The organism is Leucobacter sp. UCD-THU, assembly GCF_000349545.1.
Classification (GTDB): Bacteria; Actinomycetota; Actinomycetes; order Actinomycetales; family Microbacteriaceae; genus Leucobacter; species Leucobacter muris.
This window is the reverse complement of record NZ_KB714599.1, coordinates 380341-403503: the sequence shown is the minus strand read 5'-3', so window position 1 is coordinate 403503 and position 23163 is coordinate 380341. Positions and strand designations below refer to the sequence as shown.

18 protein-coding genes and 1 pseudogene are annotated in these 23163 nt (G+C 65.3%); 9 read left to right on the top strand and 10 right to left on the bottom strand.

The features are described from left to right. Positions 1–82 precede the first annotated feature (82 nt). Positions 83–2380 (bottom strand): bifunctional alpha,alpha-trehalose-phosphate synthase (UDP-forming)/trehalose-phosphatase, encoded by a 2298-nt coding sequence (locus H490_RS19280; protein ID WP_031289662.1) that lies wholly within the window; start codon positions 2378–2380, stop codon positions 83–85. A 252-nt stretch (positions 2381–2632) separates the two neighbouring features. Here H490_RS19280 and H490_RS19275 point away from each other — a divergent pair, with 252 nt between their 5' ends. Beyond that, the gene (locus H490_RS19275) at positions 2633–3103 is read left to right on the top strand and encodes an Hsp20/alpha crystallin family protein (protein ID WP_017883052.1); all 471 of its coding nucleotides are present in this window, start codon (positions 2633–2635) and stop codon (positions 3101–3103) included. Between the two features lie 75 nt (positions 3104–3178). On the opposite strand, the gene H490_RS19270 is transcribed toward H490_RS19275, so the two are convergent. Then, positions 3179–3406, bottom strand: coding sequence for a hypothetical protein (locus H490_RS19270; protein WP_017883051.1), 228 nt, complete (start codon positions 3404–3406; stop codon positions 3179–3181). A 223-nt stretch (positions 3407–3629) separates the two neighbouring features. On the opposite strand from H490_RS19270, the gene H490_RS19265 reads away from it, so the two are divergent. After that, complete coding sequence (locus H490_RS19265; protein ID WP_017883050.1) at positions 3630–4277, top strand: dihydrofolate reductase family protein; 648 nt, start codon at positions 3630–3632, stop codon at positions 4275–4277. A gap of 102 nt (positions 4278–4379) precedes the next feature. Here the strand turns inward: H490_RS19265 and H490_RS19260 are convergent, their stop codons facing one another. The 4 genes from H490_RS19260 to H490_RS19245 all read right to left on the bottom strand — a co-directional run bounded on the left by H490_RS19260 (position 4380) and on the right by H490_RS19245 (position 8245). Next, positions 4380–5114, bottom strand: a complete 735-nt coding sequence (locus tag H490_RS19260; protein ID WP_017883049.1) for an ABC transporter permease — start codon at positions 5112–5114, stop codon at positions 4380–4382. Next, the gene (locus H490_RS19255; RefSeq protein ID WP_017883048.1) at positions 5111–5929 is read right to left on the bottom strand and encodes an ABC transporter ATP-binding protein; all 819 of its coding nucleotides are present in this window, start codon (positions 5927–5929) and stop codon (positions 5111–5113) included. The genes H490_RS19260 and H490_RS19255 overlap by 4 nt, the downstream gene beginning before the upstream one ends. Before the next feature lie 115 nt (positions 5930–6044). Then, positions 6045–7391, bottom strand: coding sequence for an APC family permease (locus H490_RS19250; protein WP_017883047.1), 1347 nt, complete (start codon positions 7389–7391; stop codon positions 6045–6047). Next, complete coding sequence (locus H490_RS19245) at positions 7388–8245, bottom strand: carbon-nitrogen hydrolase family protein (protein ID WP_031289660.1); 858 nt, start codon at positions 8243–8245, stop codon at positions 7388–7390. Before H490_RS19245 ends, H490_RS19250 begins: the two co-directional genes overlap by 4 nt. Before the next feature lie 90 nt (positions 8246–8335). Here H490_RS19245 and H490_RS19240 point away from each other — a divergent pair, with 90 nt between their 5' ends. Further along, positions 8336–8947, top strand: a complete 612-nt coding sequence (locus tag H490_RS19240; protein WP_051066127.1) for a TetR/AcrR family transcriptional regulator — start codon at positions 8336–8338, stop codon at positions 8945–8947. A gap of 512 nt (positions 8948–9459) precedes the next feature. Further along, positions 9460–12174 (top strand): hypothetical protein, encoded by a 2715-nt coding sequence (locus H490_RS19235; protein WP_017883044.1) that lies wholly within the window; start codon positions 9460–9462, stop codon positions 12172–12174. Positions 12175–12244: 70 nt separating this feature from the next. Here the strand turns inward: H490_RS19235 and H490_RS31965 are convergent, their stop codons facing one another. The 4 genes and pseudogenes from H490_RS31965 to H490_RS33045 all read right to left on the bottom strand — a co-directional run. Then, complete coding sequence (locus H490_RS31965; protein ID WP_152424174.1) at positions 12245–12466, bottom strand: hypothetical protein; 222 nt, start codon at positions 12464–12466, stop codon at positions 12245–12247. A gap of 308 nt (positions 12467–12774) precedes the next feature. Beyond that, complete coding sequence (mobF, locus tag H490_RS19225) at positions 12775–16326, bottom strand: MobF family relaxase (protein ID WP_031289657.1); 3552 nt, start codon at positions 16324–16326, stop codon at positions 12775–12777. A 143-nt stretch (positions 16327–16469) separates the two neighbouring features. Then, positions 16470–17045: an IclR family transcriptional regulator gene (locus tag H490_RS31615; RefSeq protein WP_238560290.1), complete on the bottom strand. Its 576-nt coding sequence runs from the start codon at positions 17043–17045 to the stop codon at positions 16470–16472. Positions 17046–17081: 36 nt separating this feature from the next. Continuing rightward, a pseudogene (locus tag H490_RS33045) lies at positions 17082–17231 on the bottom strand (helix-turn-helix domain-containing protein); the annotation flags it as partial. Between the two features lie 185 nt (positions 17232–17416). Here H490_RS33045 and H490_RS19220 point away from each other — a divergent pair. Genes H490_RS19220 through H490_RS19200 form a run of 5 tightly spaced genes read left to right on the top strand, consistent with a single transcriptional unit; the run spans position 17417 to position 23136 of the window. Continuing rightward, entirely contained in the window at positions 17417–18529 is a 1113-nt protein-coding gene (locus tag H490_RS19220; RefSeq protein ID WP_202950818.1) for a sugar ABC transporter substrate-binding protein, read from the top strand. A gap of 2 nt (positions 18530–18531) precedes the next feature. After that, positions 18532–19359 carry an ATP-binding cassette domain-containing protein gene (locus tag H490_RS19215; RefSeq protein ID WP_238560289.1) on the top strand — a complete coding sequence of 276 codons (828 nt, stop codon included), beginning with the start codon at positions 18532–18534 and terminating at the stop codon, positions 19357–19359. Further along, positions 19356–20588, top strand: coding sequence for a sugar ABC transporter permease (locus tag H490_RS19210; RefSeq protein ID WP_017883039.1), 1233 nt, complete (start codon positions 19356–19358; stop codon positions 20586–20588). Before H490_RS19215 ends, H490_RS19210 begins: the two co-directional genes overlap by 4 nt. Before the next feature lie 49 nt (positions 20589–20637). Beyond that, positions 20638–21615: an aldo/keto reductase gene (locus H490_RS19205; RefSeq protein ID WP_017883038.1), complete on the top strand. Its 978-nt coding sequence runs from the start codon at positions 20638–20640 to the stop codon at positions 21613–21615. 24 nt (positions 21616–21639) lie between these two features. After that, positions 21640–23136, top strand: coding sequence for an NAD-dependent succinate-semialdehyde dehydrogenase (locus H490_RS19200; RefSeq protein ID WP_017883037.1), 1497 nt, complete (start codon positions 21640–21642; stop codon positions 23134–23136). Positions 23137–23163: the final 27 nt, after the last annotated feature.

Here is a 23163-nt window from a genome sequence, read left to right as displayed (position 1 = left end):
CGTAGAGCGCCCGGGGCGCGGTGTCACCGGGGTTGATTTCGCAGGCGGACAACCGATAGGCGGCCGTGACCCGAAGCCGGGCTTACTCGGAGCCGATGATGATGCCGGTGCGCAGTTCGGCGAGCAGCGCGAGCACCGCCGTGGCGGTCTCGGGATCCGGCACGCGCTCCACCGCGGCCGTCGCGCCGTCTCCCACCTTGATGCCCAGGTCGTCGTGGCCCAGCGAGGTGAACACGTCCTCGTCGGTGACGTCGTCGCCGAGGAACAGCACGGGCGCGTTCGGCAGTGCCGCGCGGATGCTGCGCAGCACCGATCCCTTGTTCGAGTCGCGCACCGAGAACTCGCGCACCTGCTTGCCCTCGCGCACGTGCATCTCGGCCGCGAGCCCCAGCTCGACGGCGGCGGCCATCAGCTCGTCCGCCTGCTCGGAATCGGCCACCTGGCGCGTGTGCACCGCGATCCCGAACGGCTTGCGCTCCAGACGCACCCCCGGCTCGCCGCCCAGCACGCGCTCGAAGCGGCGCGCGATCCGCTGCAGGCGCTCGTGCTCCTCATCGGTGAGCGGGCTGCCGAGCGGCGGCGCCTCCCCGGCGCCGGCGACGGCGCCGACGTCGAGCCCCGTCAGCTCGGAGCCGTGCGAGCCCGACACGATCCAGCCCTCGCTCTGCAGTCCGGTCTCGGCGAGCCCCTCGAGCGAGCGGCCCGTCAGCACCGCGACGTAGGTGTCGGGCGCGCTGCGCAGCACCTCGAGCGCTTGACGCGCCCGGGGCAGGATCCGCGCGTCCTGCGGCCGGGGCACGATGGGCGCGAGCGTGCCGTCGAAGTCGCTCGCCACGATGAGCTGCGGGAGCGCGGCGAGGCGCCGCACCCGGTCGTCGATGCTGCGCGGCACGAACGCCGTGCTGACCTGGATCGGCTCGGTGCGGTGCCCGGTCTGGCTGGGGCGCTGCGACTCGGCGGCCGCGCGAACCGCGCCCAGGTAGCCCGTCGCCCAATGCGCCACGTCGTTGTCGTAGACGGTGCGCCGCAGCGAGCGCATCCGTCGGCGCTGCTCCTCGCGCGGCATGTGCGCGGCGCGCACGATCGCGGCTTTGAGCCCCTCGATGTCGTGGGGGTTGACGAGCAGCGCGTCGCGCAGTTCGTCGGCCGCGCCCGCGAACTCGCTCAGCACCAGCACCCCTTGCTCGTCGGCCCGGCACGCCACGTACTCCTTCGCCACGAGGTTCATGCCGTCGCGCAGCGGTGTGACGAGCAGCACGTCGGCCGCGAGGTAGAGGGCCACCATCTCGTCGCGGGTGTGTCCGCGGTGCAGGTAGACGAGCGGCGCGTGCCCGATCGAGCCGTGCTCGCCGTTGATGCGCCCCACCGTGAGCTCGACCTCGTCACGCAGCTGCCGGTAGGCGTCGACGCGTTCGCGGCTCGGGCTCGCGACCTGCACGAACACGATGTCGGCGGGGTCGATCTCACCGTCGCCGAGCAGCTCGTCGAACGCCTTGAGGCGGTGGCGGATGCCCTTCGTGTAGTCGAGCCGGTCGACGCCCAGCATGACCGTCTTGGGGTTGCCGAGCTCGGCGCGGATCTCCCGCGCGCGCTGCTGGATCTCGGGGCGGGCGGCGACCTCGGCGAAGGCTGCGGCGTCGATCGAGATCGGGAACTCCTGGGCGAGCACCGTGCGCGACGGATGGTCGGCGGTGCCGGGTACGACGATCGTATTGCCGAGGGCGGGCACGCGGGTGAAGCGCTCGGCGGTCATGCGGAAGGCGACCGCGTCGGTGACCTGCTGGAACCCGATCACGTCGGCGCCGAGCAGCCCCTCGACGACGCTCTTGCGCCACGGCAGCTGTGCGAAGAGGCGGCTCGGCGGGAACGGGATGTGCAGGAAGAACGCGATCGTGAGGTCGGGGCGCAGTTCGCGCAGCATGGCGGGCACGAGCTGCAGCTGGTAGTCGTGCACCCACACGATCGCTCCCCGGGCGGCCTGCTCGGCGACGCGCTCCGCGAACCGCTGGTTCACCCGACGGTAGCGGTCCCACCACACGCGGTGGAAGTCGGGGCGCGCGATCACGTCGTGGTAGAGCGGCCACAGCGTGCCGTTCGAGAAGCCCTCGTAGTAGAACTCGATGTCGTCTTCGCTGAGTTCGACGGGGGCGAGGCGCATCGATCCGATCTCGAAGGGCTCGAGCTGCTCGTCGGCGGCGCCGACCCACCCGACCCAGAGGCAGCCGAGCTGCTCGACGATGGGCGCGACGGCGGTGACGAGCCCCCCGGGCGAGGTGCGCCAGGAGGTCGATCCGTCGCTCGCGACCACGCGGTCGACGGGAAGTCGATTGGAAACCATGACGAGCTCGCGACCGCCCGTCATGTCCTGCATTTCGGTCATGGCACCCCCTGCGACTCTGTGTTCGCAGTCTAACGAGCGCGGGTCACGGTTCGCTGCCCATTGCGGCTCAGGATCGCGCGATGATAGGCGCCCACGCACCCGGGAGAGGATCCGTCCTCACCCGCCGGCTCGTTTGCCCTCAGCGAACGCCTCTTAGCACTCCCACCTCGAGAGTGCTAATCTACAAGCAGGTTGAGTCGCATCGACTCAACTTTCGAACTCCGTATCGCCAGATGAGAGAAAGGTGCGAACATGGCAAGCTACAACCCCCTCCGCGACGTGGAACGCCTCGCCGACGTGCTGCTCAGCGAACCGCTCCGCGGCCCCCGGCAGATGCCGATGGATCTCTATCGCGATGGCGACCACTACCTGCTGACGGCAGACCTCCCCGGCATGGATCCCGGCTCCGTCGACATCGACGTGGACGGGCAGCTCCTCACGATCCGAGCCGAGCGCACCCTGCCCGACGCCGAGAACGTGAAGTGGATCACCCGCGAGCGCACCGCCGGCAGCTTCCTGCGCCAGCTGAGCCTGGGCCAGGGCATCGACACCGAACGCATCAGCGCCAGCTACGACAACGGGGTCCTGTGCGTCACGATCCCGGTCAGCGAGCGCGCGAAGCCGCGCAAGGTGGAGGTCATGACCGGCGGAGCCGGCGAGACGCCGCAGACCATTCAGGCCTCCGATCCCACCCCCGCGCAGCTGGAGAACAGTCCGGCCTAAGCGCGACGCACACGAACGAGGGCTCCGCGCCCGCTCTCTTCGAGCGGACGCGGAGCCCTCGTCGTTCAGCGGCGGTCAGTCGACGGTGGTCCGAGGCTCCTGCGGCTGCTGCCATCGCTCGTCGTCGGTGACGTCGCGGGCGGCGTCCACCTCGCCCCGCCCCGTCTCCTGGGACGGCTCGCCACCGGGCTCACCGCCCGCCCCGGCCGCCGACTCGGCGTCCGATCCGGTGTTCGTCTTCTCGACGACCTCCTCGGCGCGCTCGGCACCCTCCTCGACCGCGCGCGGCATCTGCTCGTCCATGGTGCCCTCCTCCTCATGATGCGTCGTCTCTCCAGACTGCGCCAGCGGCGCCGGGCTTTCCAGGGGTGGCGCGACCGGGCACGATCATCTAACCTGCGAGTGCGCCACCCGAGCACACGACCCCCGGTTCGCACCGGGCTTCGGGGATTCGCCTGGCGACGGCAACCGCCCGACACCCACGACCCGGGATCGGCTCGGGATCGCACGAGCCTCTGGAGGGGTCATGGTCCGCACTCGCGTGCACAATCAGTTCGTATCGCTCGACGGCTACTCGGCCGGAGAGTACGTGACGTTCGATCAGCCGATCGGAGACGCCAGCCGTCTCTTCGGGTGGTTCGACGGCCGCGTCATCGAGGGGGTGCACCGGGTGCAGGAGCCGGTCACCCTCGACCGGGCGCTGTTCAGCATGTGGGGACAGGGCATCGGCGCCGAGATCATGGGCCGCCGCAAGTTCGGCCCGCAGCAGGGGCCCTGGCCGGACGACGGCTGGCGCGGCTGGTGGGGCGAGCAACCGCCCTTCAAGACGCCCTGCTTCGTACTCACCCACCACCCGCGCGAGCAGATGGTGTTCGAGAACGGCACGAGCTTCCACTTCGTCGACGACACCCCCGAAGAGGTGCTGCGCCGGGCGAAGGAGGCCGCGGACGGCCTCGACGTGCGCATCGGGGGCGGCCCGACCACCGTGCGGCAGTTCCTGCGCGCAGATCTCATCGACTTCATGCACCTGGTGATCGTGCCGATCACACTGGGGCGCGGGGTGAGCCTGTGGCACGATGTCACGGGCTTCGAGGATCGCTTCACCCTCGAGTCGGTCAGCAGTTCGAGCGGTCTCACGCATCAGCTCTGGAACCGGAGGAGCACGGGGTCGTAACCCGGCGCCTCGGGGACCCGGCTGCGCAGGGCGCTGCTGGGCGGTCCGCCGGGGCGCCCGGCTGCAGCGCGGCCGCGCCGCCGTGCCGCAGTGCCGCTCGCTCTACGGCGTGCGTCGGCGCAGGGTCAGCGCGGCCAGACTGAGCGCGGCCAGCGTCACTGCGCCGATCACGATCAGCGGCCCGCCCAGCTCCCAACCCACGTCGCCGCGGGTCACCGCGTTTACCGCGTCGATCGCGTAGCTGAGGGGCAGCCAGTCCGAGACCGCGTGCAGCGGGTCGGGCATGCGATCTCGCGGCATCAGCAGTCCGCCGAGCAGGATCTGCGGGAAGACGAGCACCGGCATGAACTGCACCGCCTGGAACTCCGTGCGGGCGAAGGCGCTGGCGAGCAGCCCGAGCCCGGTGCCGAGCAGGGCGTCGAGCACGGCGACGAGCCCCAGCTGCCAGATCGGACCGTCGACCTCGAGCCCGCACACGACCACCGCGAAGCCGACCGTGATCACCGCCTGCACGGCGGCGGCGAGGCCGAACGCGAGCGCGTAGCCCGCGATGAAGTCGCCCTTGCCGAGGGGTGTGGTCATCAGCCGTTCGAGCGTGCCGGATCGGCGCTCCCGCAGGGTGGTCACCGACGTGATGATGAACATGAGGATGAAGGGGAACAGAGCCAGGATCGGCCCGCCGAGTTGCTCGAACGCCCCCTCCTGTTCGTCGAGCAGCCACGCGAAGAGGCCGACGAGCAGGCTCGGCATGAGCAGCAGCAGAGCGATGGATCGCGGGTCGTGACCGAGCTGCCGCAGCACGCGGCCGGCGGTGGCAAGGGTGCGGGTGAGGGTCATCCCGTACCCTCCTTCGAAGCCTCTGCGGGGTCGGCGGCCTCGTGCCTCCCGTGGTGGGACGCCGCAGCCGGAGGCCGCGCGGGCGCGCCGCCCTGTGTCGCGACGATCGCGAGGAACGCGGCCTCGGGGTCGGTCGTGCCGGTCCGCTCGAGCAGGTCGGCGGGCGAGGTGTCGGCGATGATGCGGCCCTCGCGCATCAGCAGCAGGCGGTCGCAGCGCAGCGCCTCGTCCATCACGTGACTGCTGACGAGGAGGGTGGTGCCGGTGGCCGCGAGCTCTCGGAAGAGATCCCACAGCTCGACCCGGAGCACGGGGTCGAGGCCGACGGTGGGCTCGTCCAGCACGACCACGTCGGGCGACCCGAGCAGCGCTGCAGCCAGCGAGACCCGGTTGCGCTGCCCGCCGCTCAACGCCTCGACTTGTCGCTTCGCGTGGCCGCCCAGGCCGACCAGCTCGATCACGCGCTCGGTATCGCCGCCGGGCGCGCCGAGCACGCGGGCGAAGTAGCGCAGGTTCTGCTGCACGGTGAGGTCGTCGTACACCGACGCGGCCTGCGTGGCGTAGGAGACCCGGCGACGCAGCCGCTTCGATCCCGCCGGCTCGCCGAGCACGCGCAGTTCGCCCGCGACCCCGCCCTGCACCCCGACCACGGAGCGCATCAGCGTGCTCTTGCCGCAGCCCGAGGGGCCGAGCAGACCAGTGACCTGCCCGCGCGGTATCTCGAACCCGACGTCGTCGAGCACCGTGCTCCGGCCGCGCCGCACCGTCAGCCCCGCGACCTGAATCGCGGGCCGGGCATCGGTGCCGTCGTCCATGCCCTCAGAGTACTCGCCTCGACGTTCGATGCCCGCCCCGGAGGCCGAGAACCGCCGCGCCCCCGGGGCGCGCCTCGCCGCCCGACCATGCTCGCAGCGCGGCCGAGCGACGCGTCTAGCGCTCGGAGAGCACCGGCACCGGACGACGGAATCCGCGGGTGGCGATCCCGAGCATCACGAGACCGAGGACCAGCCAGCCGCCCCCGATCGCGTACGCCTCGGGATGCAGCTTCGAGAAGAGGTACAGATCGACCGCGAAACCCGCGATCGGCAGCAGGCTGAGCAGAGCCGCGCGCGCCACGCTACTGCGGGTACGGAAGCTGCGCCAGATCCACACGAGGAATGCGACGTTCACGAGCGCGAACGCGAGAAATGCGCCGAAGTTGATGTACGCGGTCGCCTTCCCGATGTCGAGCAGGATCCCGAGCATGCCGATGAGCCCGATCAGCAGGATGTTGATCCACGGCACGCGGAAGACCGAGCTGAGGCGACCGAAGACCGACCTGGGCAGCACGCCGTCGCGCCCCATCACGTACAGCAGCCGGCTCGAGGTCGCCTGGATCGCGAGACCGGAACCGAAGCCCGCGATCACGCTGACCAGATTGTTCACGTTGGTGAACGCCTCACCTCCCGCGAAGATCGAGAGGGTGTAGCCCGCGGTGTCCGCGTTCTCGAATACGCCGCCGGGGTGCACGAGCTGCATGAGGAAGGAGACGCCGACGAAGATGCACCCGCCGAGCAGTACGGCGAGCACGATGCCCCGCGGAATGTCGCGTCGAGGCTGCTTGGTCTCCTCGCTCAGCGTGGAGATCGCGTCGAAGCCGAGGAAGGAGTAGGCGGCGACGGCCGCCGCCGAACTCACCGCGACGAGATTCGTCTCTTCGTTCCACATGGCGCTCGAGGCGGGCCCTCCACCCTCACGACCGAGGAAGAGGAGCAGCACCACGACGAGCGCGGCGACCGAGGCCATCGCCGTGATCGTGAGCACGATGTTGACGCGGTCGGCGAGCGCGATCCCGAGGAGATTGATGGTCGTCGTCGCCCCGACATTGATGAGCAGCCACACCCACAGGGGGATCCCCGGGAACTGCGCATGCAGATAGGTGGATTGGATGAGCCAGGCCACCATGGGCAGGAACAGATAGTCGAGCAGGATCACCCACCCGGCGAAGAAGCCCACCACCCGGCCGAGAGTGCGCCCCACATAGGTGTAGGCCGATCCAGCCGTCGGATACTCGCGGGCGAGCACCGCATATGCGACCGCGGTGAGCAGCATTGCTGCGGTGGCGACGAGGTAGGCGGTCGGCGCAGCCCCGCGACTCGTCTCGGAGACGACGCCGAAGGTCGAGGTGACGATGCTCGGCGACATGTAGGCGAGTCCGAAGAACACGACCCCGAGCAGTCCGAGGCGCGGGAGGAGCTTCGTGGCGGGAGCACTCGTGGTCTCCATGACGACGCTCATGCGCGGACCTCCGTCGTGCGGGGGGCCCAGGCACTCGGGGTGATGCGCCCCGAGTAGAGAGGCAGTTCCACGGGCTCGTCTTCTCGCCTGAATTGCGCCCACGGTCGGGAGACGCCGGCGGTGCCGAATCGGCGCACGTCGTCCACCTGCTCGAAGTCGATGACCGTCGTGAGGATCTCGTCCCCCGACGTACCGGACGACATGCGCACGGCGCCATCCGGGTCGACCAGGAGAGAGCGTCCGCGTCCGGTCGGCGCGGACGCGTTGACCGAGGCGATCCACACCTGGTTCATGATGGCGTTGCCGCGCACGATCGCCTGTTCCTGCTCACGATCGCTCGTGTTGGTCTGCACCAGGTTGAGGATCACGTCGGCGCCCTGCCACGCCAGCTGCCGCGTGTGTTCCGGGAACCAGATGTCGTAGCAGATCGAGAGCCCCACGTTGCCGTATCCCGGGATCTCGAAGACGGTGAAGGCCTCTCCGGGGGCGCACACCTCGGCGGGCCGCCAGGGGAAGATCTTTCGATAACTCGCCCGAACGGCGCCGTCCGGGCCGAACACCACGGCGGTGTTGTGCACTCGCCCGCCGACTCCGCGCTCGTAGAACGTGCCGGGCACCAGCCAGATGCCGAGTTCGGCCGCGATCGCGCCCAACTCGGCGAAACGATCGTCGGTGATCGGGCGCGCCAGTTGTTCGACATCGATAGTGCCGGCAGGGGTGTCGAGATGGAGTTCGGGGAACACCCAGAGTCGCATCTCGGGGTGGGCAGCCACCCCCCTTCTGAGTTGTGCCTCGAATTGCGGGAGAGAAGCTGCGGGGTGCTGCACCAGCGCAACACCGAGTGATCGGCTCATAGCCTTCCTTTCATTAATTAATGATACTTTAAATAACTAATTCGACGATGTCAACGCGACGAGACCGCACGGCTCTGAAACAATGGCTGCATGGCACGTCCCCGCAATCAAGAAGGCCGCAAACGAGAACTCGTGGCAGTCGCCACGGGGCTCCTCGTACGACACGGGCAGGGCGGGGCGCGCTTGATCGACATCGCCGAGGCCGCAGGGGTCACGCCGGCCGCGGTGAGCTACTACTACCCCGATCTTTCAGACCTCTACGCGGACACCTACGCCAGCGCCGTGGAGCAGTACCTCGTGCGCCGCCGCGAGCGCGTGCAGAGCATCTCCGAGCCCGTCGAGCAGCTCAGCCAGTGCCTCGCACTCGGGGTGCCCCAGGAGCACTCGAGTTCACGCGCGGCGACGGTGCTGCTGATCGAGCTCTCGGCGTTGGCGATCCGCCAGGAACGCATCGCCGCTTCGGGCCGCAGATTCGAGACGGAACAACTCGACCTGTTCCAGGAGATCCTCGATGCGGGATCGCGGGCGCGCGTCATGGAGCTCTCCATGAGCTCGCGAGACATCGCTCGTGCGCTTCTCGCGGTCGAGGACGGTATCGCCATTCCTGTGGTGGCAGGGCGCCTCGATCCGGCCGAGGCGCTGCGCGTCACCCTGAGAACCGCCGCATCGCTCACCGGAACCCCTGCACTCCTCGCGGGCTGACGCCGAGGGCCATCCGCACGGCCGCGTTCCGCAACCGGGGAGGTCGCGGGGAACCCATCGGCGTTCACGAGGGCCATACGACGGAACCCCCGGTGAGATTCATGACCTCACCGGGGGTTCTTCGTCGGGATGACAGGATTTGAACCTGCGACCCCGTCATGGTCGCGGCTTCAATCCGGTTGCCCCGGTCGTCGTGGAGCTTCTTGAGTTCCCGTGTGTTCTTGGGACTGTAGACGCTCCGCCTGCTCCGAGTATAGCCGGTCGCTGCGGGTCGATGTCGGGTGATTTCGATGAGTATCCGGTAGGCGCTGGGAGCGCCCATGCCCGGAACCCGGTCCACCCGATGCCGGACCCTCCGGGTGCGGCATCTCCATGACGTCATCGTCAAAGGTCTAGGCCCATAGTAGCTTGCCCGCCCCTCGTCACGGGTGCTCCCCCGGGTGACGTCCCACCGGCGCCTCCTCTCGTGCGGAACGAATTCGCTCCGCAGGTTCGAACAGAGGAGTAGACGGATGAGCGATCAGACATTGCCGGCGCTGGATACCGGACCGGCCCCCGTTCCCGAGAGGAGGGCGCGGGAGATCTGGCAGTTCGTCGGTCTGCTCCTCGTGCTGCTGCTCGGCATCGGCGGGACGGTGCTGCCGTCCCCGAGCGCGCAGGCGGCATCCGCTGGGCCGGCCTACGGGAACCAGAGCGACGGGTATCTCGGGGCGCTCGTGGCCGAGTCGGATGGGAAGCTGGTCTACTGCCTCGACATCCTTTCGCCATCACCGCTGGGGCAGCCGACCTCCGGACCGACCACGGTGACTCAGCTCGATACCGTCAACGGCCATCGGCTGTCCGACGAAACGCTCGCGCGCCTGAACTATGTGATGGCGCGCTGGGGTGATTCGACGAACCCGCAGGTCACGGCCGCGGTGCAGCTCTACGTCTGGACGATCGTCGACCCGGGCGCTTACGCCGAGAAGGGCGGCTACTACATCGGGCTGATCCCGGAGGGCGAGCGTGCCACCGTCATGGCGAACCTGGCGACGATGGAGGCCGAGGCAGAGGCGAATGCGACGGTCTCCCCCAAGGTGACGCTCGCGGTGCAGATGCGGGATCAGTACAACGGCACCCTCACCGTCGGCGTCGAGCCGGCATCGATGTCCGGAACCGCGACGCTGACCAACGCCCGATTCGCGGACGGCTCCACGTCGAAGGCCCTCCCGCCCGGCAACTATGCGATCACCGGCACCCCTCCCTCGGGTGCGCCCGCCTACAAGGTCGGAGCCTCCGCGTCCTACGCCGGTGCGGGGCTGGGCTCGCGAGTGAATCTCTATGCGACACCGGGTGCACAGCGGCTGATGGCGGCGGGCACGCCCGGCGCGGCCACGGCGACCGCGGAGTCACCACTGATCGAGCTGGATTTCCAGCCCGTGATCGGCACGCAGGTCGCCGCACGCTACGTCGAAGAGGGCGATGCCTTCGTGGATCAGCTGGCGGTGGAGACCACGGGGCCGGGCGACTGGATCGTGATCGACGGCGCCCCGGTCGAGCTCAGCGCCCGAGGCACGTTGTACGGACCGTTCGCGGAACAGCCCCAGGAGTCGGAGACGGTTCCGGAGGGCGCGCCGATCGCGGGAACCGAGACCTTGGTCCTCGACCATGGAGCCGGCCCCTACCACTCTTCCGGGGAGACCGTCGCGGAGGAATCCGGCTTCTATACGTGGGTGTGGGAGATCGATAAGGACGAGCAAGGCGCGAACGCGAAGTACATTCGCGAGAGCTTCCGAGACTGGTTCGGTCGCGTCTCGGAGACCCATGTCGTTCCCTTCCAGCCAGTGGCCGAGTCGAAGTCGGATGCCCGTCTCGCAGTGCCCGGCGACATGGTGACCGACACGATCACCGTCGAGTCGAGCAACGGCGAGTGGCTGCAGATCGATGGCGTACCGATCCCGGTCACGTTCACGGGAACCGCCTACCAGGTCCCGGGAACGCTGCCGCCGGCTGAGCAGGCCGAGGTACCGGAGAATGCGACAGCGTTGGGAACCGTAGAGGTCGTGGCGAACGCCCCTGGCGTCTATACCTCTCCCCCGGTTGAATTCCCCGGCCCGGGGTTCGTGACGTGGGTGTGGGAGATGCGCCTCGACCAGCAGCCCGAGCAGTATCGCGATTACATCGCGGCCGACTGGACCGATCAGTACGGGATCCCGGTCGAGACGACCAGCGTTCGCCATCCGGTCAAGATCACGAGCGAAGTGAAGGAGTACAACGTGCACGTGTCGGGCCGCGCTTTCGACGACATCGTTGTATCCGGGTTCCCCGATGATCATGGCGATTTCACCGGCGATGGCTACTGGGGCGCCGATCGCGATGTGATCGAGCACACGGTGTATGGGCCGTTCGAGTCGGATGAGCAGCTGACCGATGACCTCGACCTCGGCTCCGCTCCCGTTCTGACGAAGCTCACGACGCCCGCGAGGAACGCAACCTATCGGGTCGGGTTCACGGATGCGGATCGGATCCAGCCGACCGAGCCGGGGTTCTACGTCGTGGTCTCGGTATTCGAGGGCGATGACCGCGTGCAGCCGTTCCGGTCGAGCCCGGCCGACGTGCTCGAGCGCTTCTATGTGCCGAAGCCGCCGCCCGGTGTCGAGGTGCGCGTCAGCACGAAGGCCCAGCCCGAGGCCTGGGTGGGCGACCCGTTCTCGGATACCGCCGTCGTCGAAGGGAAGAACCTGCCCGACGGTTCCTACCTGGTGTTCCGAGCGTTCGGCCCCTACGCGGCGCAGCCTGCGAAAGACGCGGAGGGAGGCCCGTTCTTCACGAGCGAGAAGATCCCCGTCGACGGGCCAGGTGAGTACCAGTCCGGGGCCACAACGGTTGACCGTGCCGGCCTCGTGTTCTGGGTCGAGACGCTCTACACGAAGGAGGGCGAAGTGCTCGCCGAAGGCTATCTCGGTGCACCGGGCGAGACCACGGTGGTGAAGGACAAGCCAGGCACCCCGCCTTCCTCGCCGGAGCACCCCGGCTCGCTGGCGACGACCGGCAGCACCGACTGGGTCCTGCCAGCGGGGATCGCAGCCGTCGTGCTGCTCACCAGCGGCGGAGTGCTGCTCTTCGGCCGACGGCTGGCTCAGCGGCGCGCAGGTGCCGAGCAGAACGACGGTGCGCAGGAGCCGACCGAGAGGGATCGGGACGACGGCGAAGCGCTGGACGGTCTCGACGAGCTGTTCGAGGAGTAGAGGAGGGAGTCGACACTGAGGGGGCGAGCCATCGGCTCGCCCCCTCAGTGCGTTTCACGGTGCCGGCTGGTCACGCCGGCTCCGGCTGGGTCCGACGCGCTCGCCAGGCCTGGTGGGCCTCGATCGCTCGGGCTCGAGCGAGCAGCACCAGGCTCCAGGGGCCGAGGCCGACAAACAGCAGCGCCGAGAAGCCCGCGGGGACCGCGATGCAGAGGAGCGCGGGCGTGGCACCGGCCGCGACGAGACCCATCAGCCACTGGGCGAGGAGCCAGTATGGGATTGCGAGGAGCATCGCGGGAATCCCGAACTTCAGGCCTCGGCGACGGCGCACAAGGGCTCGGAGTCGGCTACCCGACAGAAACATGAGGGCAGTTGCGAGGAGCACTGCCGCTCGGAACGCGGTGCCGCGAATGAAGCGATACATCGGGGCCTCCAAGAGATCACGGTGAATGAAACTCCGGTGACCAGCCGACTTCGACAGGTTCAGTCTCTCGGTGTTCTCCCACGGAAGCGGGAGGCGGATTGCCGGCGAACCGGCTACAGGAGGCCTGCCTACTCCTTCTATTTTACGCGCCGCCATCGCGCTGGGGAAGGGCGGGGTTAGAGGCGCAGAGGAGCCGCCCGATCGGGTGCAGAACGGCGGCGACTCGGCGCCCGCTCGGCGAGCGCGGCCGCCCGGTTCAGGGCCGCCCGAGCTCGTGCCGCGTCGATGCGTTGCACTGTTCCCGTAATCTTCCCCAGGAACGTCTTACCGCTGGTCACTCGGTAGCGGTCCCGGTAGGCGGCTACCGTCGCCGCGTTGCGTTCCCACGCGGTCCTCCTGCGGCCCGTGGGCGGCGCTCCCAGCTCGGCAATCCAGGGGTGGTGCTCGTCCAGTGCTGCCTGGGCGAGCGCACGCGCGCGACCCTCGATGAGTTGTTCTCGCTCCCTCAGCGCTCTCCGAAGGTCCGGGTCTGAGACACCGGTTGCTTTCGGGAAGAGGCCGGCGATCAGCTGCGGTGCGCGCGACTGCGTACTCCCGGTGCGCGCGGTCGTGGCCTGTTGTATCCGGTGGCGGAGCACCGCTCCGATATCGGTCGCGTGGGTGATCGGGCGCCCCGCTAGAACCTGAGGTACCAGGGTTTCGGGGCGGTGGCCGTTCGCTGCGGCTCTGCGAAGCTCGGCCGCGAGCGCCCCGAAGGAATCGCCTTCCACGATTTGGTCGATCTGCTCGGTTGGGAGCCCAGAGGCTTCGAGGACGCCTACCCAACGATCCTGTTGTGCCACCTGAGCGATTGTGTCGTATTCCGCGGCCAGCTGGGCGATGCTCGACCACTTTTCCTGTTCGGCTTCGATGGCTTCGTGCGCGGAGAGTTCAGTGCCGGAATGTCTGAGGACCCCGGCGAGAACGGATTCGAGTGTGACTTCCTCATCTGGTCGCGCCTGGTGTTCCTCGAGTTGGGCCTGGTCGATCGCGACGTAGGCGTGATTGGACTGGCGGCCTCTCGTCATGGCCACGTAGAAGGCCTCGCGAGTCATCTGGTTCGAATGGACGACGACGTGGCCGGTGTCGACCGTCGCCCCTTGTGCGCGGTGGGCGGTGATGGCATAGGCGAGTTCGACGTGCTCGGTGACGTAGTTGGCCGGGAGCCGAATCGCCTTCCCCTTGCTATGTGTGCGCTGCACCGTGAGAGAGCCGTCGGAATGGGCCTCGATGACGTTCCAGATGTCTCCGTTCTTGACCCAGGATCTCCGGTCCGGGCGCAGACGGCGATTGTTCCTTCGCGTGATCACCAGATCCCCTCTCGACGCTTCGGTACCGTCGTGGAGTTTCAGCGATCGGGTCGCGTCCACGGTGCTCGCGATGATGCGGTCGAGCCGGGCGCGCTGGTTGAGTGCGATCGTGGCTTCGATCGTCTCGGTGATCATCAACGACGTGAGCCCGGCATGGATATCGGTGAGCCAGGCGCTGTAGACGGCGTCGAGCATCGCTTCGGATTCGCCGGCGGTGAGTCGCTGCTCCTTCTTATATGTGTCGATCGAACTCTCGTCTCCCAGCCGCAGTGCCAGGCTGGCGGATCGTTCCCACTTGTGCTCGAAGCGGTGAACCGCGTTGAGCTGCGGAGCGTCGCCGCCGAGGTTCCGCGCAATCAGCCCGAACACGCCCGAAGGGTCTACCGCGTCGAGCTGGGCAGGATCGCCAACCAGGACGACTTTCGCACCGACGCTTCGCGCGTGTGCCATGAGCCGGTCGAGGAAGTAGGTTCCCGCCATACTGGACTCGTCGACGAGGATCAGTTGTCCAGACTTGAAATCCCACCGTCCGTTGCGGTGCTCGTACTCCCACTTCGCGGTGTTCTCGGTCTTGATGCCCAACTCCTGACCGAGGACCTCAGCTGCAGGAGCGGAGGTTGCGAGACCCACCACTGAGCCGGGACCGAACTCGCTCTCCCAAGCCTTGCGGAGTGCCAGCAAGGAGGTGGTCTTGCCCGTTCCTGCCGGGCCGAGCATCACGTCGACCGCCCGGCCGGAGAGCGCGACTTGGGCAACAGCCCGTGCTTGATCCTCGCCGAGGAGGTGGCCGGCATCCGTCTTTCGGGCTATCGCACGATCCACACGGCGCACGTCCGCTTTCGGAGCGTCGTCGGTTGCGGCGAGTGCGAGAAGTCGGTCCTCCGCGGCAAGCATTTCAGCGGAGGAGAACAGCGCGGCGTCTTTCGGGCGAAACACGCTCGTTCCATCCGAGCGTTGGAAGACAACGGGCGAATGGGCCAGCTCTCCCGGTGTGAGTCGGAGAGACGCGCGCTCAGCCGCGTCGACGACAAGGCCGGTGACAGCTTCGCGGTCTTCGGTGGAAGCGAATCGGATATCCATGAGCTGGCGCGCCGCCTCGGCGTAGAGGTTCCATTTTCGCCAGGTGGTTCGCTTGTTGCCGACTTGCTCGACAACCGATCCGCCGATCTCTTCGAGGAGTTCGAGCGAAGCATCAGATGCTCTGAGGAGTGGGACTCGTACCGGTTCTGCGCCTTTCAAGAGATTGGTCGCCCATTCTGTAGAGTCTGCGCCCAGAATCTCATCGGCACGAGCCCTCCACTGCTCTGTGAGCTCAGCCAAAGACCGCTTCTGCTTGTCGGGGCGAGTCATCAGCGTCGCCGCGGCACGGAGCCGAATCAGGGTCTGTTGCGTGGTAGGCCTTCCGTGTTTCTCGGTGAACTCCGCTATCAGCTCATCTGCGCGTAGCTCGATGTCGTGGGAACGCGAGGAGAACTCGGCGAGCAGTGCGTCCGGCACCCCGACGATCTCGAACGCCTGGTTTCTGCGCGGGCCGCGATCACGCCACTCCCATTCGACACCGAGGTCCCGGGTTAGGTGGTCGGCGAGCACCGCGTTGTAGTGCTCCGAGAGCGCTACAACGGCCCGGTGGATCGGGCGCCCATCGAGCGTTCTCCACTTGCCGTCGTGCACGCCTTGGACGCGATTCGCGATCACGACATGGGTGTGCAGCTGGGGGTCAGCAGCACGAGAATCGAAATGATCGTAGGCGGTCGCGATGACGCCTCGCACTTCCACCTGCGCGACCGAGCCATCACCGGCATCCGCACCGACTCTGGTCATTGCAACATCCCGTTCTAGGAGATCGAGCACCTCGGAGAACGCCGCCCGGTGCGCCCGCGCGATCAAGGCTTGCGTTCCCCCATCGGCCACGGCCCAGAGCGTAGAGACAGACTTCGGAACCGAGAAGGTGTGGTCGAACCCGACCACCGGATGTCGCATCGTACGAGCTTGTTCTTCCTCTTCAATTGCCGACGTGGCTTCCGCCTGCTCATCGAGCGTGAGCGAAAGCGGCAACGAAGCGACCCGCTTCTCGATCCTCTCCTCGAGTGATTTCGGCCGTGGTAGGCGACGCCCCAAGGGCTCACCCGTGATCGGATGGCAGGCTTTTCCGAGTAGGAGACGTAGCTGACCTTCTGTGACGACGGCACCTGCGAATATCGCCGAGCTTTGAAAGCCTCCTACCCCGGAGCCGTGCCAGATGCCCGGAGGGGTTCCAGCTTGCTGGTAGTAGCGCACCAGAGGTTCAGTGAGCCCCCGGGGGACATCACTGGCAACCACCGAGTCGAGTAGATAGCGGTATCCACCGCCAAAGCTCATCACACGCATCGAGACCGTCATACTACGTAGGCACCGGTGAGACTCACATCACTATTTACGAAACGACACCGCGCAGCGCCGCACAACGCTTTGCTGCAGGGGCTCCGGCCCAGGAGCGTAGGTATGAAAACCTCCACAAACACCGGTGGAAGATCTAACGCGGGCTAACGTTCTGCAGTTGCAGAACGTGGAAGATTCGCACCACGCTCTTGAGAAATAGCCGAGGCCGTAGCGAGAAGATCGGGGGCAAACGCCAGCATCTCATCCAGTGTTTTTACGGGCGATGCCAGAGAAATAGCGGCGAGTTCGCCATCTCCTTGAAATACGGGTGCCGCAATGCACCGGACAATTGCTTCATGTTCGCCATCATCAGTTGCCCAACCTCGCTCTCGGATGGCCCTCATCTCAGCAAGGAACGCGTCACGGGAGGAAATCGTTGTGGGCGTGTATTTGGTGTAGGTCAAGCGACTAGCTAGAGCGGATAACTCGCTCTCAGGGAGGAAAGCTGCGGCAGCCTTGCCGATCCCTCGACAGTGCACTGAGCCCCGTCTTCCTACCCGCGACCACATTCTAACCGCCGCCTGACCATCGATCTTGTCGATGTAGATGACGTCCATTCCATCAAGAATGCCGAGATGGACTGTTTCTTTGGTCTTTTCGTGCAGATGTTTCAGGTGCGGTGCAGCGATGTCACGCAAGTCAAACTGATCAAGAGCCTGCTGCCCAAGAGAAATCAACATTGATCCCGCTCGATAGCGTAAGTCATCTTGCCGTCGTGCGAATCCTCGATCTTCTAGTGTCCGCAGGACACGGAGTGCCGTGGATCGATGGACCATGATCTCACGCGCTACTTCACTGATCGAGCGGGGACCGTCGGCCAGTAGAGCAAGAGCGGTGAGTGCTCGGTCGACTCCCTGTGGGCCCATTTCACTGCTGTTACGCCCCATAACCATCTCCCTGATTATCTGAAGGTTGAACCTAGCAGGCTCATTTGCTCAGCCGGTGCCCGCCAACCATGCAGTTCGTTGACGAAGCTTCGACATCATGATATTGTTGCATCTACTCAAACAGTGTTGCGGAAAATGCAACAAAATCCAACAAAGGAGTTGATGTGATTCTCAAGAACCGATCTCTTCGCCTGCTGGCGATCGTGGGTACCATCACTACGGCCGGGATGCTCTCAGCTTGCAGTGGTTTGACGACTTCAGGAGCCCCGACCGGCGGTGGCCAGGACGGTCCTCCCACTGTGGCCATGCTCCTCCCTGAGAACGTCAACCCTCGGTGGGAGAGCCAGGACGCGACCTTCTTTGAAGAGCAGCTGAAGAAGCTCGTTCCCGATGCGACCGTGGAGGTGTACAACGCCAATAACGACGCGTCGAAGCAGCAGCAGCAGGCAGAGCAGGCGCTGACAAAGGGAGCGGATGTTCTCGTTGTGATTCCTGTCGATGCAGCTGCTTCGGGCGTCATCGCAGACTCCGCGGCCAGCTCAGGCATCCCCACCGTCGCCTACGACCGCATGATCGATTCCGAAAACGTCGCTGCCTGGATTCAGGCTGACATGGTTGCTGTGGGAGAAGCGCAGGCCCAATGGCTCGTCGACCACACGGAGGATGGGGACAACCTCATCCAGATCAAGGGTTCGCCCACTGACACCAATGCTCGGCTTTTCGATGAGGGCTATCAGAACGTGCTTTCGCCGCTGTACGACAGTGGCGAGCGAGTAAAGGCCTACGATACTTGGACCCAGGGGTGGGATCCGGCGATCGCGCGCACGTCGGTAGACCAGGCCTTGACCCGGCTCAACAACAATGTCCAGGGCATCCTTGCGTCTAGCGACGGTAACGCGGCCGCCGCCATCGCGTCTCTCGAGGAGCAGAACATGGCCGGCGAAGTTCCGGTTACCGGACTGGATGGCACCGTACAGGCCCTGCAGCTCATGCTTCAGGGAAAGCAGGGCATGACCGTTTGGCGGCCTTTCGACCAGATGGGTGAGAAGACCGCAGAGGTCGTCCAGCGTCTGCTCGAAGGCAAGGACATTGACGACATCGTCACTGGCACCGTCACCAATGGCGTGGACGCTGAGGTTCCGCAGATTCAGACCGAATTCTACGTCGCAACCGACGAGGAAGGCATTCAGTACATCATCGACAAGGATCCCTCCATCGAGATGTCGGATGTATGCACTGGCGCCACCGCCTCGCTTCCCTTCTGCGCAGGGTCGTGATGATGAACAGCATCAACGACGGCAGTGAAATGCATGACGTGTCGACTTCCAAGACGGCAGAATCAGGGCCAGAACCGCTGCTGAGGGCTAGCGGCATTCGGAAGCGCTTCGGCGCGGTTCAGGCTCTGCGCGGTGTTGATTTCGAAGTTCGTGCCGGTGAGGTGATGGCTCTTCTCGGCGACAATGGCGCTGGCAAGTCGACGCTTGTCAAGACTCTTTCCGGTCACCATCAGCCCGACGAAGGCGAGCTCACCTTCGATGGGGAGAAGATCGAGTTGAAATCCCCCCATGAGGCAACGGCGCTGGGAATCGAGACCGTCTACCAGGATCTGGCATTGTGCGACAACCTTGATGTCGTCGCCAACATGTTCCTCGGCCGCGAGCGGCACTGGATGCCGGGCTTGCTCGGACCTCTTCGTGAGGTCGCTATGGAAAAGCGAGCCCGAGAGGTGCTGGCATCGCTGGGTGTCCGAACCCTACAGGATCCGCGCACGAAAGTGTCGGTCCTCTCGGGCGGCCAGAGGCAGTCGGTGGCGATCGCGCGTGCGACGATGTGGAATTCTCGCATCGTAATGCTTGACGAACCGACCGCCGCTCTGGGCGTAGAGCAAACCGCACAAGTGCTCAACCTCGTCCGCACGCTGCGCGAGAACGGACACGGCGTCGTCCTCATTACGCACAACATGGGTGATGTCTTCGCGGTGGCTGATCGAATTACCGTCCTGCGACTCGGCGCCACCGCTGATGTCTTCAACGTAAAGGATACGAACCCAGAGACGGTCGTCTCCTCCATCACTGGTGGACGAGCTCTCGCCGGAGGAATGGCATGACTACAAACGCCCGAGCCGCGAAAGAACCGGCAACCGACACGACCACCTTCCCGCTCGTGCCGGAACGTCAAGGCTTCCTGCAGAGGCAGATCACGAACATCCGTCATGGTGAGCTGGGCGCAATGCCCGTCATTCTCGCCTTGGCCGCCATCTGGATCTTCTTCTCGATCAACCAGCCTCTCTTCCTGTCCTCGCGCAACCTCACCAACCTGCTTCTCCAAGCCGCAGTGGTTGGGACGCTCGCAATGGGCCTCACCATCGTCCTACTGCTCGGCGAGATCGATCTGTCTATCGCAGCCGTCGCGGGAGTCTGTGCAGCTCTCATGGCGCAACTCCTCACTGGGGATATGCCAGTCTGGCTTGTCCTGGGTGTGACGCTGGTGACAGGTATCGCCATAGGCGCGTTTCAAGGCTTCTTCGTCTCAGTAGCCAGAGTTCCATCGTTCGTAGTCACACTGGCCGGCCTGCTGGGCTTCCAGGGACTCATGCTGATCCTGCTGGGCGACAACGGCGCTATCAACGTCGACAACCCGTTCGTGCGCTCCCTCACCACCACGTTCCTTTCGCCGGTCGCAGGATATGGACTAGCCGTTATCGTGCTGCTCGTCTACATTGGCACCAGCCTTTGGAACCGCAAGCAGCGTACAGCAGCCGATTTGCCTGTGGTCCCGCTGCAGAGCCTGTTCGTGAAGGTCATCGTGCTCGCCGTGCTCTCGTTGGCGGTCATTACTCTTCTCAATAGCTATGCGGGTCTGCCGTTGATCGTCGTACTCGTACTGGCACTCTGCGGCATCCTGACTTGGGTGCTGCAGCGCACCAAGTATGGACGGTACGTCTATGCCGTTGGCGGCAACCCCGAGGCGGCACGTCGCGCGGGCATCAACCTCATTGGTATGCGCATGAGCGCATTTATGATCCTCGGCCTTGTCATTGCCCTCGGCGGCATCTTCGGTGCTTCACGGTACGCTTCTGTCTCCTTCAACGCTTTCGCGGGAGGCTCGCTCATGCTGGAAGCGATTGGAGCAGCCGTCATCGGGGGAACGAGCCTCTTCGGAGGGCGTGGCCGCATCATGAATGCGATTCTGGGTGCCTTGGTCATCGGCAGCCTTTCCAACGGCCTGGACCTGCAGGGTGCCGGTTCGGCACAGAAGCTGATGTTCTCCGGCGGGATTCTGCTACTGGCTGTCACTCTCGACGCCGTCTCACGACGAGGTCGTAGTCGAGCCTGAGTATCGGCCATCTCACCCTGACGTCTTCCATCAGAAAGGATCACTCGTAATGCGTTACGTCACTCTCCCATCTGTTCCGGTGAAAGCATCGGTCATCGGACTCGGCACCATGATTTTTCATACGGATACCCAAGATCGAGATTTCGCCCTGCTCGATGCCTTTGTCGACGGCGGTGGCACGTATGTCGACACCGCGGAGATCTACGGTGCAGTTGAACAACTCGGTCTGTCCGAGATCGTGATCGGCCGTTGGCTTCAGGCACGCCCTGGTATGCGCGACAAGATCGTCCTCGGCAGCAAGGGACTCATCCCCGGCACCTGCGAGGAAATGCACCCGGGCGGAGCGCAGGTCACCCCGGAGTGTATTGATCAGGCGATCTTGGGATCGCTTGAGCGTCTGCAGACTGATCGTCTGGATATCTGGATGTTCCATCGGGACAATCCGGATGTACCTGTCGGTCCCCTCGTGGAAGCACTTCATCGCCACGTCGAGGCTGGACGCATTCTTAGCTATGGGGCCTCCAACTGGAGTACCGCCCGCATCGACGAAGCGATCAGGTACGCCGAAGAGAACGGACTGACCCCGATGCAGTCCGCAAGCCCCCAGTTCTCACTCGCAAAGGCCAAGGAGCCCTACTGGCCTGAGACTGTTGTAACCACGGACGACGATCAGAAGTGGTTCGCTAAGCGCAACATGCCCCTTATCGCGTGGTCAGCTCTGGGTCGGGGGTTCTTCGCCTTGGCAGATCCCGAGAATCTCACGGATCAGGATCTGGTGCGGGTCTTCTACAACGATGAGAACTTCGCACGGAAGGAGCGTGCCGAGGAACTCGGTCGCCGAAAGGGACTGTCAATGTTCGAAGTCGCCCTCGCCTACGTCACGAGCCAGAGTTTCCCAGTGATCGCTCTGAACGGTGCGGTTACTCCTGGCGAGCTGTCCACGTCGCTGAGAGCCGGCGACCTCGAGCTGACCGCGGCCGAGCGCGACTGGCTGGATCTGCACACCGACGATCAGCCGTTCAACTGACACATCCGCATACGGAGATAAGCAATGAGCAACGTGAAGCATATGTACATCGGTGGTGAGCTGGTTGAGTCCGGCGAAACCCACGACGTGATTTCGCCTGCGACGGGCAAGGTCGTCGGCACGATCGCCTGGGGCGGCGAGAAGGAGACCCTCGCGGCCCTTGATGCCGCCAAGGCTGCCCTGGATTTCTGGCCCGCAACTCCCGTTGAGGAGCGCATCTCATGGATGCTGAAGCTCCGCGACGAGGTGGTGGCTCATGCCGACCAGCTGCGCACTGCGGTCGCAAACGAGGCCGGCAAGCCTTGGGAGGAGACTGCCGAAGACGTCGACGGGGTTATCGATTCCCTCACCTACTATGCCGAGGAGATCCGCGGCTTCCTTACACCTACCGAACTCCCGGATCTTGATGGTTCTTACCGCAATGAGATGATCTACGAGCCGGTCGGTGTCGTGGGAGCGTTCCTCGCCTGGAACTTCCCGCTGCTGAACCTCGGGTACAAGCTGGGGCCCGCGATGGCCGCCGGCTGCCCCATCGTCATAAAGCCATCCAGCAAGACCCCGCTATCGGCGTACCTGGTAGGCGAACTGTGCGAGAAGATCGGCTTGCCCGCCGGCATCGTCAACATCATTTCGGGCGACAACGCCGCGGTCGGCGACACACTGTCGCGGAGCACAATCCCTTCGATGCTCACCCTCATCGGTTCTGGAAACGTCGCCCGGCGCATCATGGAACTCGGTTCCTCGTCGATCAAGCGCTACTCCATGGAGCTCGGCGGCAACGCTCCGGCCCTGGTGTTTAACGACGCCGATCTTGACCTCGCCGTTGACATCGTCGCCGGATTGAAATTCAAGAACGCCGGCCAGATCTGTGTAACGCCGAACCGCGTCTTCGTGCACACCGACATCGCCGATACCTTCACCGACATGGTCGTTCAGCGCGCCGAAACCGTCCGCATCGGCTTCGGGCCTGAAGGTACCGTTGATATGGGACCGCTGATCGAGGGCAGTGCCCTCAACCGCATCAAGGGCCTCGTTGACGACGCTGTGGCTAAGGGCGCAACGGTACTTACCGGCGGCGGCCGCGCTGAGTCCGAGAACGGTGGCACGTACTTCCAGCCAACGGTACTCCGGGATGTGACACCCGACATGCGCATCTATCGAGAAGAGATCTTCGGTCCGGTAGTCAGCATCCTCACGTTCGAGGATGAACAGGAAGCACTTTCGCAGGCCAATGACACCGACGCCGGCCTGTCATCATTCATCTTCACCCCCGATGCGGACCGCATTGATCGTGTTTCCCGAGGCCTGCGCTTTGGCGAAGTACAGGTGAACGGAGTCAAATACGGGATGGACATGCCGCACGGCGGCATCAAGCAGTCGGGACTCGGGCACGACGGTTCGCGCTACGCCCTCCACGACTACCTCGCACTCAAGCGGGTGAGCTATGGCATCACCGACGCGGCGAACCCGTTCAAGAATGCCGTATCTGCCGACGAGGCTGACGCCTCGACCATCAACTAATGAGAGGTATGAAGCACTCGCTTCTGG